The organism is Sulfurisphaera javensis (assembly GCF_041154675.1).
GTDB classification, from domain to species: domain Archaea; phylum Thermoproteota; class Thermoprotei_A; order Sulfolobales; family Sulfolobaceae; genus Sulfurisphaera; species Sulfurisphaera javensis.
Map to the genome: position 1 here is coordinate 233,107 of NZ_AP031322.1, position 14,839 is coordinate 247,945.

The following is a 14,839-nucleotide window of genomic DNA, read 5'->3' on the forward strand; positions in this document are numbered from 1 at the left end:
TATACTTTATGATAACTATTTATAATTATTCAGTAATAACTTAACTTATGAGTGAATTAATATTATCTTCAATTAAGGAGTTTGTTAAAAGAGAAGTAGAGCCTTTAGCAGAAAAGATCGATAGAGAAGATTACTACCCAAGAGAATTAGTTAGAAAAATGGGTAAGTTAGGGTTTTTGTCCCCACTTTATGAAGGACTTTCACTCTTTGATACTTGTACGATAATTCAAGAGATAGCAAAAGTTAGTGGTTCAGTAGCCTTAATTCAAGATGCTCAGGGAGAGCTTGTAATTGAACCTATAAGAGTTTTTGGAACAAATAATCAAAAAGAAGAATACCTAGAGAAATTGGCTAGAGGTGAAATAATAGGTGGCTTTGGTCTTAGTGAACCTTGTTGTGGGAGTGATGCTGGGAGTATTAATACTAAAGCTGAAAAAATTCATGGAAATTGGGTGATAAATGGTAAGAAGATGTGGACAACTCAAGGTCTTTACGCTGATTTATACATTGTAATGGCAAGAACTGGTGACCCAAAGTTAAAAGAAAAAACTATTACAGCTTTTATAATAAAGAGAAATAATTGTGTAAAACCCAGGAAGATCGAAGTTATGGGAAATAGAGGTACTGGAACTGCTGAAGTAGAATTTAATGAATGTGAAGTTAATGAAGATGATATATTAGGAGGGCTAAATGAAGGTTGGAAAGTGGCTAAATATGCATTACTTATAGGTAGAATAGCAATATCTTCTATAGCGTTAGGGTTATCTATAGGTGCTTTGGAAGAGGCTTTAGAATGGAGCAAACAAAGAGAAGTATTTGGTTCCAAACTGATAGAAAAGCAAGGAATACAATGGTACATTTCAAAATCAGTTGCCAAGTTATATGCAATAAAAAGTATGATAAAAGACGTATGCAATTATCCTTTAGAGAGGTTGGAAGATATAGAAGGAAAAATATCTTCTCTTAAATATTTAGCTTCAAATTTAGCTGAAGAAGTTATAGATACGTTATTACAAATTATGGGAGGCTTAGGATATGCCAAAGGAAGTAAAACAGAGAGGGCTTATAGGGATGTTAGACTAACAAGAATTGGAGAAGGAGCTGATGAAGTGCAATTTATGATTATAGATAAGGTAATAAGAAGAAAAGGGATTGATTATTTACTTCAGTAGACTAATTAATTTTTTAACATCCTCTTTCAATCTTTTTATTTCTTCATAATTTAAAGCAACTTCATGAAAACCATCTACATGTAACTTCCATGCAGATAACCAATATTTCTCAACATCTTTATAAATTATTCTTAGCTCATCAACAGCCTTGAAAAGCAATTCGGAACTCCAACGTTTTCTTTCATTAATTTTGTACAATACTTTAAGATTATGCTTAATTGTTAGTATTTTTATTGCTTCTTCTGCTGCTTTGTAGTACTTTTCGCTTGCTTGTATTAGATCCCCCTTCTCAAGTAACTCATCAGCCTCTTGAATAAATTTTCGAATTGAATCTAATGTTAGCTTCATCTACTAATTTTTTTATCTCCTCTTTATATCTTTTAATTATCTCTTTATCAAGATTCACAGTTATTAAAGCTGTAGCACTTTTCCAAGCTTCAAGAACGAAATCTCCTAAAATGTTAGTAAGCTCAAATGAAGCCTCGTTTAACACTTCTAAGCTCCATTCTTTTTCATTCTTTACTTTTTCTATTATACTTTGAAGTTCTAAAGTTATTGTTAGTATTTTTATTGCTTCTTCTGCTGCTTTGTAGTACTTTTCGCTTGCTTGTATTAGATCCCCCTTCTCAAGTAACTCATCAGCCTCCTCAAAGTAAATTTCTGCTGGAGACTTTAATAGAAGCATTAATTATATTATTGCCACCTTAACTAAAAACTTTAATCTCAAGAAATAATAAAATGTTTAAATGAAAAATTAAGTTGTTGAAAAAACTTATTCCCTATATATGAGAAAACTTATTATTTATTAAAACTAACATTATTTGTGGTTTTTTATGCGAATAGGAATTGTTGGAGTAGGATGGTATGGGTTTAAGCCTAATACTAGGGAGGTCTCATTTAGAGAAATGATGTTTGAGGCAGCTACCAGGGCGTATTATGATGCTGGAAATCTAAATCCAAGGACTGATGTAGATACATTTATCTCTTGTCAAGAGGACTTTTGGGAAGGAATAGCAATAGCTGATGAATTCGCACCAGATCCTATTGGAGGAGCTATGAGACCAACTATGACAGTTACTGGGGATGGCCTTCAAGGTATTTTACATGGTGTTATGCATATTCTTTCGGGTCTATCAAATGTAACTGTTGTTGAATCTCATGCAAAGCCTAGTGATATAAAAACTTTACGGGATGTTATTGAGTTTGCATATGATCCGATTTATGGAAGAATAGGAGCTAAAAATATTCATTTTCTTGCTGGATTAGAAGCAACTAAATATATGAAAATTCGGAATGCAACAAGAGAAGATTATGCTTCAGTTGTGGTTAAAAATAAGAGGAATGGTCTAAGAAACACTAGAGCCCCATTTTCATCGAATTTAAACATTGACGATGTAACTAAGCGTGATTTCGTTGTATATCCGCTTACAGACTTAGATATTTCTAGGTTTGTTGATGGAGCAGTAGTAATGGTTTTAGCTAGTGAAGAAGTTGCGAGGAAGTTTAATGATACGCCTATTTGGATAGAGGGAATTTACTCAGCTACTGAGACTACGTTAGAACTTTCTAATTTGGGGGAGGCTACTTACATGAAAATAGCATCACGTGAAGCTTATAAGATGGCTAAAATTGATTCAATAAGGAAAATTAAGTCTGCATTCGTAGATGATACTTATAGCTATAAAGAATTACAACACATCGAAGGATTAGAATTAAGTCAAAATGCAGTGGAAGATTTGAGAGAAGGAGAATTTGAGATTGGTGGTAAAGTTGAAGTAAATCCTTTAGGTGGACATTTAGCTGGCGGAAGGGCTTTAGAGGCTAGTGGGCTTGCATTATTACTTGATGCTATTGATTATCTTAGAGAGGGAAAAGTAGATAATGCTGTAGTAGCTAGTTGGAGGGGTATTCCTACTTTTACTGGAGCTGTAGGGGTGGTGAGTAGGTAATGAAGAGTAATCTTTATTTTAGAAGAGTAGCTGTCATTGGTGCTGGTCTCACTCTATTCAGAAGAAGACTATTAGAGACGCCACAAGAATTAGCATGGGAAGCTTCAAGGAAAGCATTAGATGAGGCTGGTTTAGATCTAAAAGATATTGATTGTGTAGTGATTGGTAGTGCTCCAGATGCTTTTGATGGAGTTCATATGAAAGGGGAATACTTAGCTCATGGTTCTGGTGGAATAAGAAGGATGGTTACTAGAGTGTTTGTAGGAGGTGCTACTGGTGTAATGGTACCTATAACTGCATGGTATCATGTAGCTAGTGGATTATGTCAAAAAGTACTAGCTGTAGCTGAAGAGAAAATGAGCCCTGCTAGACCTCATCCTCAGTCAGTATTTAGGTATATATGGGATCCGATAACTGAGAAACCGTTAAACCCTAATTTAATTTGGATATTCGCAATGGAGATGCATAGATATATGTATGTAAATAAAATAAGTAAAGAAGAAATTGCATTAGTTTCTGTAAAAAATAAAAGAAATGCATTAAACAATCCATATGCACAAGCTGCTGGTAATATTACAGTTGACGATGTATTAAAGAGTGAGATACTAGTATGGCCAGTTCAATTATTAGATACTAGTCCAGTTAGTGATGGAGCCGCAGCCATGGTAATCGTAAGTGAGGATATAGCGAGACGTTATACTGATACTCCAGTGTGGATTGAAGGAGTAGGATGGGCATTAGATAACACAGAGTGGACTGGGAGAGAGTTAACTTACCCTAGATATCTCGAATATGCAGCAAGAATGGCTTATAAAATGGCTGCTATAGAAAGGCCAAGTAAGGAAATAGATGTAATTGAGCCTTATGACCCCTTTGATTATAAAGAGCTTCATCATATAGAAGGTTTAATGATTGCTAAGAGAGGAGAAGCACCAAAATTGCTAAAGGAGGGGGTATTTGACATTGATGGAGATATTCCAAGTAGTCCATCTGGTGGTCTTTTGGGTGTAGGTAATCCTATTGCTGCGGCTGGTCTCATGAAAACAATTAGCATTTATTGGCAGCTAAAAGGAACTGCTGGGAAAATGCAAGTAAAGAAACCTGTTCATACTGGATTAGCACAAGCCTGGGGGGATTTGATGCAAGCCTCAACTGTTATAGTTATGAGAAATTAAGGTGAGAAAAATGGATGGAACTCCTCTTAAGGAAGAAGACTTAAAGAAAGTAAGCACAATAGTTTATAAGCCGAATGCTAAGTATGCCTATTCTGCTGGACAAGCATATAGTAAATTCCTTCTAGGGTTAAAGGATAAAAAGATAATTGGAAGGAAATGCAATAAATGTGGAAGAGTTTATGTTCCACCTAGAATGTATTGTGATGATTGTTTTAGACCAACAGATGAATGGGTTGAAGTAAGGGATGAAGGTATAATAGAGACTGTTGTTGCTAGTTTCATCTCGTGGACAAGAGAGAGAATAGAAAAACCTGAGATTGTGGGTGTAATTAGATTATTTCCGTCTAATGATAAGGATTGGGTGTTTCCAGGGTTATTTCATAGAATTTGTGCAGAGTTTGAAGAAGTGAAAAATATGAGTTTATTTGGTAAAAAAGTAAAGGCTGTTTGGAAAGATAATAGAGAAGGAAGTATAAATGATATTGAATGTTTTAAGGTGATAGAATGAGTTGGGATAAGATTGGTTATGAAGATAAACTTTTGGTATGGAACGAAATAATGGAAGCCGAAGAGTATGTTTATACTGTCGGGGTTGCTGGAGAAGAGTTCTTTAAAGGGCTTAAAGAGAAAAGAATTGTAGGAAGTAAATGTCCTAAGTGTGGTAAAGTTTACGTTCCAGCAAGATTATACTGTGAGGATTGCTTCATAAAAACTGAATTTATAAACATAACTTCTAAGCCTTATATTTACACATATACAATAATCTACGCTGACGAAAACGGAAACAAGTTAGAAAAACCACAAGTAGTAGCTCTCGTTAGGTTTGAAAATACTAATGGTGGATTATTAGCTTTTGTAGAGGGTGAAGTTGAAATAGGGAAAGAAGTTGAAATACTTGAATACAAAATACCACTTATAGTGAGAGTGAAATGAGCTGGTTTCCCACTAAGGAATGGGTTGAGGAAAGTAATGTATATTCATTTATGATTGAAAATAACTTAGAGAAGTTAAGAGATTTTATTTCTTATACTTATGAAAAACCGGAGGAATTTTGGGACAAATTCGTTAAACTTATTCGTTTAAAATTTTACTCAATGTATGATAGAGTACTTGACTTGTCTCAAGGTAAACAATGGCCTAAATGGTTTATAAATGGAAAACTTAACATAGGCGATCAAATACCAGATTCTTCAGAAGTATTTATAAAGTGGATGGACGAAAAAGGCAATACAAGGACATTAACTTACAACGAAGTGTATCAAGATGCAAAAGCGGTCTCTTCATGGCTTAAGAAACTTGGTTTAAAGAAAGGTGATACAGTAGGAATTTATATGCCAATGATACCAGAAATTGTACCTATCTTTTTAGGAATAGCAAGGGCTGGAATGATTGTAGTTCCATTATTTTCAGGATTTGGAAAAGAACCTATAAAAGTAAGAGCTGAAGACAGTGAAATGAAAGTGATTTTCACAGTAGATATGACTATAAGGAAAGGAAAGGAGATAAATCCTTTAGAAAACTTAGAAGGAATAAAAGTAACAAAAGTGGTAATTGAAAGAGGTGGAAACAGAGAAAAAGACTCAGTTAGTTTTTCAGAAGTATTAAGAACTGCTGGAGACGGTCTAGAGATAACAGATTCTGAAGATCCTTTTATGATAATTTACACTAGTGGTACAACTGGAAAACCTAAAGGTTGCGTACATACTCATGATGGGTTTCCAATTAAAGCTTCTGCTGACGTTTATTTTCAATTTGATATGAAAAAAGGGGAAACGTTAATGTGGGTCACTGATTTAGGCTGGATGATGGGTCCATGGGCTATTTTATCTTCTCTTTTACTCAAAGGTAAAATTGGTATGATTGAAGGTTATGCTAACTACTCTCTTGTTACAAAGTTTATTGAAGATATGAAGGTTGATATTCTTGGCCTCTCTGCAAGTTTAATTAGAGCATTTAAAAGTGAGATAGAAAAAGGTAAACTAGACGTTAGAATTGTTGGAAATACTGGTGAACCTATTGATTATGAAAGTTGGAAATGGTTATACGAAGCCGTAAAAGGACCTATTATTAATTATTCTGGAGGAACTGAAATATCTGGAGGTATATTAGGAAACTATGTAATAAATGAGATAAAACCTACTGCCTTCAATGGCTTTTCACCTGGTATTCAAGCTGATATATTTGACGAGAATGGTAGACATGCTCCAGCCAATGTAGAAGGAGAATTAGTTATATTGAGCGTTTGGCCAGGGATGACAAGGGGATTCTGGAAGGATAAAGAAAGATATATTAACACCTATTGGAGTAAATGGGAGAACGTTTGGGTCCATGGAGACTTAGCATATTATGATGAAATGGGATTCTATTATATCGTAGGAAGGAGCGATGATACTATAAAAGTTTCTGGAAAGAGAATAGGACCAGCTGAGGTGGAACAAGTTATTAACTCTTATCAAGGAGTAATCGAGAGCGCATGTGTTGGCATACCAGATCCGATGAAAGGTGAAGTAATAATGTGCTTTGCTGTAACAAATACGAAAGTTGATAAGGCTGAGTTAATGCGTTATGCTGAAAAGATGCTTGGTAAAGCAATAGCACCAAAGGATATAGTGTTTGTGAAGGAATTACCAAAAACTAGAAATGCTAAAATAATGAGGAGATTAATTAGGGCTTTAATTTTAGGTAAACCAATAGGAGATGTATCAGCATTAGATAATCCTACTTCATTAGAAGAAATTAAAAAAGCAATATCACAATAATTATTTCGTTACTCAAATTAAGATAAATTAATAAAGTTAAGAATCTGATCTTCCTTTATGTAGGTTAAAGTCTGCTCTGTGAGAATTAAATTACTGAATTCCTTCTTGTCATTAATTGAGATTTGTAAAACATCAAGAGTCTTAAGTTGTAGCTTAGTAGATAAATCAATAGATTTTCTAATAAGCTCATTATCTAACTCAACAACTTTAACCTTCGTGATTTGGATTGTATATAACGTAGAAGCTTTAGCTTTTATATTATCCTTGAAAAGAAGGAATTAAGTTCAACTAAAGTAATTTCTTCCGTTATTAAATTACCTAAGCTCTATAATCTTTTTAGCTTTATCATAATTACTATCTTTTTCAACGAATGAAAGAATAAAATTCGTATCAGCTAAATTCATGTTCTCTCTTCTCTCAAATCAGAAGTATCTAATTTCATAGGGAAAACATTCTTTTAACCACTTATTGACTAAATTTCTAACCTCCTCCTCTTCTTTTATTCTTCTCTCAATTTCAGTTCTACCATATTCTATTAAGAGATTAACAGCCTCATTCTTACTTTTAGCAATATTTAATTCTACAAGCCTATCAATCAGCTTAGCAATTTCCTTCTTTACTTTAATTGTAACTGACATAGATAATTTATTTAGGTATACCATAAAAAAAGTTAATTTGATTAACCATGAAACTGATTATTAATCCAATAGTTTTTACGTGATTACTACTATTCTAGGCCAAATTCTGCAGATATGCTGAAAACTTTTTATTTAAGAAATAAAATCGATGGTTTTCAAATTTTTGTAAACGAACCTTAGTTTAGGAATCCATGAATTTACTTCTTTATTCTCGTATGTGTTCTAATTATATTCCAGTGTTTAGCGTATTTAATATGGTTGGATTTCATTTGGAGGTTCTAAATAGCATAAAACAGCTATGTAATGGTTAGTTTCAAACACTGGTAAAACTAGATTAATCCACTGCTTTCCATCATAAATGCTAACATTAACTTCTTTCAACCCCTGGATTTCATTATATAATGTTGTATTTATAATTCCATAAGCTTGAATTCCTATTGATACTGGAGAAGCTGACATTCCAATTGGTCTTATATACGTTTGATTCATTATTTTTATAGAATTAACTGTAATGTTCAAAACTATGTAGATAGTACCATCATATAGATAAATACCTTGCTTCATTGAATTATTATAAACCGGAACTATTGGTAGTGGACTAATAATAATTGATCTAATATTGCTTTTAGGTGAGGTCGAGTTATATGAGACATTAGATGGACTATTAACTTCAGAGTACTGTTGTGTTTTATTAAACTGTGAGTGAATTGTGAATGCAACAAAACTAATTACAGAGGCTAAAAGTAGTATAATCGAAATTAGCAACACTGATTTCATATGTTAATTTTATGAAGGCTAATATAAAAAGTTTTTAGAAATATCTATTTATTTATAAAAAGGTTTAGAAATATCTTAATACATTATCTTTTCTATCCATAATTGTAAGATACTCCACCTTCTGGGAATCTGAACTTTATAGCATTGAAAGGACAAATAACTAATGCTCCTCCACATTCTAAGCATCTTTCATAGTGTACAGCTATTCTACCATCTGGTAAAGCCTCATAAGTTCCAGCAGGGCAAGAGACAGTACAAGGTTTATCTTTACATGTTAGACAAATATCAGTATTAACTTCAATATGTGGTTTTTGATCTACTGTGTATTTATTTAATCCTAATCTTTTCAGTAAGGGGATCATTTTGCAACACTTAAAATATCTCTTAATGCTTGGCTTAAACTTATCCCTTTTTCTTTCAATCTTAAAAGAGCATCATCAATTAATGTCTTTCTCTCTTCTGTAACTGTAAACATATCAGATAACAAATTGCATAATACTTCTGGGTAAGTATTCAAAACATAGGCCTTATTTAATAATTCAAATCTACTGTAAGCTAACTCTAAGTGCTTAAGGACAAAGCTTTCTTTCAACATGTCATAATATATGTTAGTTTTAGTAAAATCCTTCATTTCAATTATTTTCTTAGCTGCCAAACCAGCTATAATTCCAGAACCAATAGCTAAGTCCATTCCTCTAATTGTAAAACCGTCGTTTATAAGAAATCCAGCTGAGTCACCAACAGCAATCAAGTTCTCAGCGTAAAGTTGTTGTAGATTCTTATAACCGAAGTAAGGAATGGCATGAGCTGAGTATTCAAGAATTTCTCCTTCTATACCTAGTCTTTCCCTAAATCCTTCGACGAGGTCTTTTGCTGGAAATTCAGATTTAGGTAAAGAGTCAAAAGTAACTGCCATGCCAACTGATAAAGTATCTTTATTCGTATAAACGAATCCTCCACCTTTAACACCTTTAATTAAACCTACAATAGTTCTAACCTCTCCTTCATCTTCTGGTAAATTAAGATCGGTCTTCACAATTTCTTTTACACCTAACATCCATTTATCTGGAGTAAATCTTCTCAAACCTAAACTTCTGAAGACAATTGAAGTAACTCCAGAGGCATCAATGACTAGGGGTGTCTTTAATACACCTCTATTAGTCTCTAAAGTTATTCCTCCGTTCTCTCTATAAACATTTAAAACAAGGGTTGAATAAGAAATTAATAAACCTAAACTTTCTGCTTCACTAGCTAGCCATCTGTCAAACTTTGCCCTTAAAACTGTGTAACTATTTTTCTTTTCTTTTTCTTCAAAAGAAATCGTTAACTTCTTTTTATTATCGCAGTAAAATTCAAAAGTTTCTTTAGTTATAGGTCTTTCTAAAGGGGCCCTCTCTAATGCATCTGGTATTAGCTTAAGAAGAGCGTGTACATACATTCTACCTCCAGATACGTTCTTAGCTCCACTATATTCTCCTCTTTCTAAAAGAATAACGTTAAGTCCTTCTTTTACGGCAGTTATCCCAGCTGAGAGTCCAGAAAGACCACCACCAACAATAATCAGATCAGCGTCAAAACTCATTTTTTCTTCACCTTATCAGCCATTACCTTGCAAAATTCTATAGCATCTCCAACAATAATGTAATCAGCGTTATCTACTATAGGAGCAGATTTATCCTTATTTACAGCGACAATTATTTTCGCATCTTTAATTCCAGCTAAATGCTGAGGTTGACCAGATATTCCTAGGGCTATATATAACTTCGGTTTCACTTTATTTCCAGACAATCCAATTTGTCTATCTTCTGGCAACCAACCTAACTCCGCTGTTACTGGTCTGCTTCCTCCTAAAGCTGCACCTAATGCATTAGCTAACTCTTCAGCGTATTTAATATTTTCCTTACTCCCAATTCCTCTTCCTACTGATACAATTATCTGAGCTGATGTTAAATCTACTCCTCCTCCGCCTTTTTCTTTTATCTCGACTCTCTTCACTCTTAAATCCTTCGTCTGTACTTTCAATATTTTACTTTCCTTTTCTTTGACCTCTACACTCTTTTTAGTTACTGTAATTACTACTGGATAAGAAAATTCAATTTCAGCAATTCCCATCCCACTATAAACAACTCTTTTTGCTTTATTTCCAGAGATTTCAGTTACATCAGTTATTATAGGATATCTAAGTAGTCCAGCCACAGCACCAGCAATGCTCTTATCTCTCTTTGAACTACCAGTTATAACTAAATCTGGTTTTAATGATGCAATATAGTTAGCAATGAATTCCTCTTTTATGTCATCTAAAATGTGTAACTCATCAGAAACTTTCACCTCTTTGTTACTCACAACAATGGTGTAATCGTTAGGGAAATACATTACGCCGGTTTTTATTGAATCGACGTCTTCTGAATATATTACGACTTTCATAATACTCCCTCCTGAGATAAATAGTTTAGAAGTTTATCTACAGCCTCTTCCATTTTTCCTTCAATAATTATTTTCTTCCTTGTTATAACGTAAGGAGAGACATTTGAAATTTTTATTTTAGGTTCTTTATCAAAATCTACATTTTTAACTGGTTTTTTTGAAGACTCTAATATTTGTTTAACACTTGGGATCCTTGGTGTGTTTATTTCCCCAACGACTGAAATAACGACTGGTAATTCAGCTTCGACTACTTCTTGGAAAGTAGTCAAATTTCTTTCCACTTTAACTTTGTTTCCTTCAATCGAAATAGACTTAGCATATGTTATGAAGGGATAACTTAAGAGAGAAGCTAAATATGATGGAAAAACTGAAGTACTACTATCTGTTGTAGCTTCACCAGTAAGGATAATGTCTGGCTTTATGCTAGATAGGGTTTCTGCTAGTGCCTCTGCAGTAGTCATTACATCTTGCATTTTCATGTTTATTGCTATTACTTCATCTAACCCCATAGCTAAGGCTTCTCTAATGCTTTTCCTATCAGTATTTCCAGCAGTTACACCAATTGCTTTTCCTCCAAACTTCTCTTTTATTCTTACAGCTTCTTCTATTGCATTTTTATCATATGTACTTATCTTTGAAGGTACATTCAAATCTAATTTATCTCCTACTATTTTGATTAAAGTATCATCAGGGACTATTTTAAAACAAGTTACTATATTCATCAAAAAATACAAGATTTTAACTCATTAATATTATTTGCTTAACATTTTTTAGTTATTAAACTCATTTATATGTGATGGTGTTTCCTTTAAAGTCAATAGAGGATTTTACTATAGATTTGACTGATGATCATGAATTATTAAGGAATGCAGTAAGAGAGTTTGCTGAAAATGAGATAAGCAAATATGTTGAAAAGGGTGAGAGTGAGAGAGACTTTCCTAGAGAATTAAGGGAAAGAGCTAAAGAGTTAGGCCTTTATGGTTTAGATGTTCCTACCGAATATAATGGCCAGGGGGGCGATTATCTTTCTCTTCTTGTTACTGCAGAAGAGATAAGTAGAATTTGGACATCTTTTTCAACGTTCTTTCTCATACAATGGATGTTTAACCAAGCATTACTTAAATGGGGTAACGAAACGTTAAAGAAGAAGTATCTAAGGGAGACTGTTAAAGGAGAAAAAATTGCGGCTTTTTGTAATACGGAGCCAGAAGCTGGCTCAGATGTAGCTAATATGAAATCTACAGCAAAGATAATAAATGGCCACTATGTGTTAAATGCAAGAAAAATATTCATAACTAATGGGGACATAGCGGATTATTATCTTATTACGGCAAGAACTTCTCCTCCTGATCAAAAAGCGAGATGGAAAGGAATAACGGTTTTCATTGTTGAAAAGGATTGGGGAGTAAAAACAGTAAGTAGAATTGAAACAACTGGGTTAAAGGCCTCTCATACTGCTGAAATAATACTTGAGGATGTAAAAGTCCCAGAAGAGAATGTATTAGGAGAAGTTGGTAATGGGTTTAAATACGCTGTCGAATCTTTTGATTACGCTAGGACAATAGTTTCATCCCAGGCAATAGGTATAGCACAATCAGCTTTCGAAAAGATGACTAATTATTCTCTTCAAAGAACAGCTTTTGATAAAAAGTTAGCGGAATTTGAATTAGTACAACAAAAAATTAGTGAATCTTTAGCTGACCTAGAAACTGCAAGACTGTTGACTTATTGGGCTGGAACATTATACAAGAGAGGTAGAATGAATGAATACATTATAGCAGCTTCACTTGCAAAGTTTCACTCTACAGAAGCTGCAGAGAGAATAGTAACAAGAGCAATGACAATACATGGAGGATACGGTGTTTCAGTTTCAACTGGATTAGAAAGGCTTTTGAGGGATTTACAGATTTTAAAGACATATGAAGGAACAAATGATATTCAAAGAATTAGCGCAGCAAGGCAATTTTATTATAGATTTATGGGTGTAAAAGTTTGATAACTGAAGAAGAGGTAAATAAACTTTTAAGTCAACATGAAGCACTTTTTAGGTTTATAGGTGCTAAATTTGAAAAAATTGACAGAGGAATAGCTAAATTAACTTTTGAATATAAGGAAGACCTTACTAGAATAGGAGGAATTCTTCATGGTGCAATAATATTTGCCGCTATGGATTATGCAGGCAGTTATGCAGTAAGAACTTTAGATGTGCAAGAAGCATATACGTTAGAGTTCAACATAATCTTTTTAAAAGCCATGAAAACTCCTCCATTTTCATTTCTTGCTAAAGTTATCAGAGAGACTAAGAGATATGCTTATGTGGAAGTCGAAGGTTTTGATGGTGATAATGAGCTATGTGCTAAAGGAAACGGAATCTGGCATTTAATTAGGAATTAATTTTTGACACATATCTTTAATTTTTTGTAATATTTCCATTTTATCTTTTTTCTCGTTTGAAATGAACTCTCTAGTTTCATCAATTAACGTTATTAACTCCTCGTCCTTTAGTGAACAAACGTCTTCCTTTATTTTGCTAGGGACATTATTTATTTCTTCATCAGTGGGATTATCTTCAATTAAGAAACGAATGAAATTTCTAATTAACGCGTAAGAGTAAAAGTCCATATACTTAATTTGTCATAATAATATATAAAGTAATATTTTTGTTTAAACAATTAAGAAAGTTTTAGAATCATAAATGGAAAGTTTATAAAGTTACAATACGAATTAAACTTATGGAAAGGAGTTTAGGATTCCTATTTGATCCAAATAAATGCATTATCTGTAACGCTTGTGTAAACTCATGTAACGAACATTATGGAAATTTGAATTGGAGATCCTTATTAGTTTTTGAAAATGGAGTTAGAATAGGAGTATCTATTGCTTGTAATCACTGTGATAATCCGCTCTGTATGAAAGTTTGTCCTGCAAATGCAATTCATAAAGATGATATGGGTATTGTTTATATTGATCCTAATGAATGTATAGGTTGTGGATATTGTCAATGGGCTTGTCCCTACGAAGAACCAAAATTTAATAAAGAAGGAGTTATGACTAAATGTGATTTATGCAGAAATAGACTATTAAACAGAGAAGGGTTACCATACTGTGTAGAATCTTGTCCTACTGGAGCTTTATCATTTGGTTGGCTAGACAAACCTAAATATGAAGCACCTTATTTGGCTCCTTATGAGATAACAAAACCTAAATATGAAATAAAGAGTCCTAAAGAAGGGGAAATAAAAGCTTCTCCATTAAAGATAAGAAAAGAAAACAAATACATAGAATTATTACTTTTCACAATACTTTCCGAACTATCTTTAGGCTTACTGCTCACTAGGATACCTTTTTATTCTCTTTTATCATTCCTCCTTTTAGCTATTGGTCTTATTCCTTCAATATTCCATGTAAATAAGAGAAATAGAGCGTTTAGAGTAATAATGAACTTAAAATCATCTTGGTTAAGCCGCGAAGTACTATTTGGTGGTCTAGCATTACTTTCTCTTTTCATCGAAGATCTTTTACCTATGTTTACTTTAGTGTACTACATCTCAGTAGTTCTTCTCTCTTTGTCAGTAATCTCATCAATCATGATTTATATGTTAAAAACTACTCCGTCATGGTATAATGCAAACACTCCTTTGTCATTTATAGGTACAATAACCACTATATTCCCACTAGGATTTTACTTTAATCATAATATTATGTTTATAATAATACCTTTAATTCTTGCTTTCATAGAATTAGTAATGTTAAGAACACAGAAAATACTTCATATTCCTTACTTGCTTTTATTATTGATTTCTATCTTTATTCCGTTAACAAGTATTTTGGCATCAGTAACAGGTATTTCATCAGAAATCATAGCTAGGAGGAATTTCTTTGAAAAGATTAAATATTATGGTCTTCCAACTCCATAAACTTTTTTAATACTTAACTTTATAAAGT

18 protein-coding genes and 1 pseudogene are annotated in these 14,839 nt (G+C 33.1%); 9 read left to right on the top strand and 10 right to left on the bottom strand.

Annotated features, from left to right (window positions below):
• The first annotated feature begins 47 nt into the window (after positions 1-47).
• Positions 48-1,172: an acyl-CoA dehydrogenase family protein gene (locus tag ACAM25_RS01185; RefSeq protein ID WP_369610530.1), complete on the top strand. Its 1,125-nt coding sequence runs from the start codon at positions 48-50 to the stop codon at positions 1,170-1,172.
• Here ACAM25_RS01185 and ACAM25_RS01190 read toward each other — a convergent pair.
• Positions 1,161-1,520 carry a PaREP1 family protein gene (locus ACAM25_RS01190; protein WP_369610531.1) on the bottom strand — a complete coding sequence of 120 codons (360 nt, stop codon included), beginning with the start codon at positions 1,518-1,520 and terminating at the stop codon, positions 1,161-1,163. The genes ACAM25_RS01185 and ACAM25_RS01190 overlap by 12 nt on opposite strands.
• Positions 1,474-1,857 (bottom strand): PaREP1 family protein, encoded by a 384-nt coding sequence (locus tag ACAM25_RS01195; protein ID WP_369610532.1) that lies wholly within the window; start codon positions 1,855-1,857, stop codon positions 1,474-1,476. Before ACAM25_RS01195 ends, ACAM25_RS01190 begins: the two co-directional genes overlap by 47 nt.
• Before the next feature lie 148 nt (positions 1,858-2,005).
• Between ACAM25_RS01195 and ACAM25_RS01200 the strand changes: the two genes are divergently transcribed.
• From ACAM25_RS01200 to ACAM25_RS01220, 5 genes are read left to right on the top strand one after another with little or no spacing between them, the layout of a single operon-like run.
• Positions 2,006-3,121 (top strand): thiolase domain-containing protein, encoded by a 1,116-nt coding sequence (locus ACAM25_RS01200; RefSeq protein WP_369610533.1) that lies wholly within the window; start codon positions 2,006-2,008, stop codon positions 3,119-3,121.
• Positions 3,121-4,296, top strand: a complete 1,176-nt coding sequence (locus ACAM25_RS01205; protein ID WP_369610534.1) for a thiolase domain-containing protein — start codon at positions 3,121-3,123, stop codon at positions 4,294-4,296. The genes ACAM25_RS01200 and ACAM25_RS01205 overlap by 1 nt, the downstream gene beginning before the upstream one ends.
• A 10-nt stretch (positions 4,297-4,306) precedes the next feature.
• A complete protein-coding gene (locus ACAM25_RS01210; RefSeq protein ID WP_369610535.1) occupies positions 4,307-4,804 on the top strand; it encodes a Zn-ribbon domain-containing OB-fold protein in 498 nt (165 codons plus the stop codon).
• Complete coding sequence (locus tag ACAM25_RS01215) at positions 4,801-5,229, top strand: Zn-ribbon domain-containing OB-fold protein (RefSeq protein WP_369610536.1); 429 nt, start codon at positions 4,801-4,803, stop codon at positions 5,227-5,229. Before ACAM25_RS01210 ends, ACAM25_RS01215 begins: the two co-directional genes overlap by 4 nt.
• On the top strand, positions 5,226-7,055 hold the full coding sequence (locus ACAM25_RS01220; protein WP_369610537.1) for an AMP-binding protein: 1,830 nt from the start codon (positions 5,226-5,228) through the stop codon (positions 7,053-7,055). Before ACAM25_RS01215 ends, ACAM25_RS01220 begins: the two co-directional genes overlap by 4 nt.
• 17 nt (positions 7,056-7,072) lie before the next feature.
• On the opposite strand, the pseudogene ACAM25_RS01225 reads toward ACAM25_RS01220, so the two are convergent.
• The 7 genes and pseudogenes from ACAM25_RS01225 to ACAM25_RS01255 form a co-directional block, all read right to left on the bottom strand.
• Positions 7,073-7,459, bottom strand: a pseudogene (locus tag ACAM25_RS01225) (PIN domain-containing protein).
• 18 nt (positions 7,460-7,477) lie between these two features.
• On the bottom strand, positions 7,478-7,693 hold the full coding sequence (locus ACAM25_RS01230; protein WP_369610538.1) for a VapB-type antitoxin: 216 nt from the start codon (positions 7,691-7,693) through the stop codon (positions 7,478-7,480).
• Positions 7,694-7,942: 249 nt separating this feature from the next.
• Positions 7,943-8,470, bottom strand: coding sequence for a hypothetical protein (locus ACAM25_RS01235; RefSeq protein ID WP_369610539.1), 528 nt, complete (start codon positions 8,468-8,470; stop codon positions 7,943-7,945).
• Between the two features lie 92 nt (positions 8,471-8,562).
• Positions 8,563-8,832 carry a ferredoxin family protein gene (locus tag ACAM25_RS01240; protein WP_369610540.1) on the bottom strand — a complete coding sequence of 90 codons (270 nt, stop codon included), beginning with the start codon at positions 8,830-8,832 and terminating at the stop codon, positions 8,563-8,565.
• Complete coding sequence (locus tag ACAM25_RS01245) at positions 8,829-10,052, bottom strand: FAD-dependent oxidoreductase (protein ID WP_369610541.1); 1,224 nt, start codon at positions 10,050-10,052, stop codon at positions 8,829-8,831. The genes ACAM25_RS01240 and ACAM25_RS01245 overlap by 4 nt, the downstream gene beginning before the upstream one ends.
• Positions 10,049-10,894 carry an electron transfer flavoprotein subunit alpha/FixB family protein gene (locus tag ACAM25_RS01250; RefSeq protein WP_369610542.1) on the bottom strand — a complete coding sequence of 282 codons (846 nt, stop codon included), beginning with the start codon at positions 10,892-10,894 and terminating at the stop codon, positions 10,049-10,051. The genes ACAM25_RS01245 and ACAM25_RS01250 overlap by 4 nt, the downstream gene beginning before the upstream one ends.
• Positions 10,891-11,616, bottom strand: coding sequence for an electron transfer flavoprotein subunit alpha (locus ACAM25_RS01255; RefSeq protein ID WP_369610543.1), 726 nt, complete (start codon positions 11,614-11,616; stop codon positions 10,891-10,893). The genes ACAM25_RS01250 and ACAM25_RS01255 overlap by 4 nt, the downstream gene beginning before the upstream one ends.
• A gap of 74 nt (positions 11,617-11,690) precedes the next feature.
• Between ACAM25_RS01255 and ACAM25_RS01260 the strand changes: the two genes are divergently transcribed.
• Entirely contained in the window at positions 11,691-12,890 is a 1,200-nt protein-coding gene (locus ACAM25_RS01260) for an acyl-CoA dehydrogenase family protein (RefSeq protein ID WP_369610544.1), read from the top strand.
• On the top strand, positions 12,887-13,288 hold the full coding sequence (locus ACAM25_RS01265; protein ID WP_369610545.1) for a PaaI family thioesterase: 402 nt from the start codon (positions 12,887-12,889) through the stop codon (positions 13,286-13,288). Before ACAM25_RS01260 ends, ACAM25_RS01265 begins: the two co-directional genes overlap by 4 nt.
• Here ACAM25_RS01265 and ACAM25_RS01270 read toward each other — a convergent pair.
• A complete protein-coding gene (locus ACAM25_RS01270; protein WP_369610546.1) occupies positions 13,274-13,516 on the bottom strand; it encodes a hypothetical protein in 243 nt (80 codons plus the stop codon). The genes ACAM25_RS01265 and ACAM25_RS01270 overlap by 15 nt on opposite strands.
• Before the next feature lie 110 nt (positions 13,517-13,626).
• On the opposite strand from ACAM25_RS01270, the gene ACAM25_RS01275 reads away from it, so the two are divergent.
• Positions 13,627-14,811 carry a DmsC/YnfH family molybdoenzyme membrane anchor subunit gene (locus tag ACAM25_RS01275; protein WP_369610547.1) on the top strand — a complete coding sequence of 395 codons (1,185 nt, stop codon included), beginning with the start codon at positions 13,627-13,629 and terminating at the stop codon, positions 14,809-14,811.
• Positions 14,812-14,839 lie beyond the last annotated feature (28 nt).

Coding starts and splice junctions, on each gene's coding strand:
- ACAM25_RS01185 (WP_369610530.1), top strand. CDS start 48: ATGAGTGAATTAATATTATCTTCAATTAAGGAGTTTGTTAAAAGAGAA.
- ACAM25_RS01190 (WP_369610531.1), bottom strand. CDS start 1,520: ATGAAGCTAACATTAGATTCAATTCGAAAATTTATTCAAGAGGCTGAT.
- ACAM25_RS01195 (WP_369610532.1), bottom strand. CDS start 1,857: ATGCTTCTATTAAAGTCTCCAGCAGAAATTTACTTTGAGGAGGCTGAT.
- ACAM25_RS01200 (WP_369610533.1), top strand. CDS start 2,006: ATGCGAATAGGAATTGTTGGAGTAGGATGGTATGGGTTTAAGCCTAAT.
- ACAM25_RS01205 (WP_369610534.1), top strand. CDS start 3,121: ATGAAGAGTAATCTTTATTTTAGAAGAGTAGCTGTCATTGGTGCTGGT.
- ACAM25_RS01210 (WP_369610535.1), top strand. CDS start 4,307: ATGGATGGAACTCCTCTTAAGGAAGAAGACTTAAAGAAAGTAAGCACA.
- ACAM25_RS01215 (WP_369610536.1), top strand. CDS start 4,801: ATGAGTTGGGATAAGATTGGTTATGAAGATAAACTTTTGGTATGGAAC.
- ACAM25_RS01220 (WP_369610537.1), top strand. CDS start 5,226: ATGAGCTGGTTTCCCACTAAGGAATGGGTTGAGGAAAGTAATGTATAT.
- ACAM25_RS01230 (WP_369610538.1), bottom strand. CDS start 7,693: ATGTCAGTTACAATTAAAGTAAAGAAGGAAATTGCTAAGCTGATTGAT.
- ACAM25_RS01235 (WP_369610539.1), bottom strand. CDS start 8,470: ATGAAATCAGTGTTGCTAATTTCGATTATACTACTTTTAGCCTCTGTA.
- ACAM25_RS01240 (WP_369610540.1), bottom strand. CDS start 8,832: ATGATCCCCTTACTGAAAAGATTAGGATTAAATAAATACACAGTAGAT.
- ACAM25_RS01245 (WP_369610541.1), bottom strand. CDS start 10,052: ATGAGTTTTGACGCTGATCTGATTATTGTTGGTGGTGGTCTTTCTGGA.
- ACAM25_RS01250 (WP_369610542.1), bottom strand. CDS start 10,894: ATGAAAGTCGTAATATATTCAGAAGACGTCGATTCAATAAAAACCGGC.
- ACAM25_RS01255 (WP_369610543.1), bottom strand. CDS start 11,616: ATGAATATAGTAACTTGTTTTAAAATAGTCCCTGATGATACTTTAATC.
- ACAM25_RS01260 (WP_369610544.1), top strand. CDS start 11,691: ATGGTGTTTCCTTTAAAGTCAATAGAGGATTTTACTATAGATTTGACT.
- ACAM25_RS01270 (WP_369610546.1), bottom strand. CDS start 13,516: ATGGACTTTTACTCTTACGCGTTAATTAGAAATTTCATTCGTTTCTTA.
- ACAM25_RS01275 (WP_369610547.1), top strand. CDS start 13,627: ATGGAAAGGAGTTTAGGATTCCTATTTGATCCAAATAAATGCATTATC.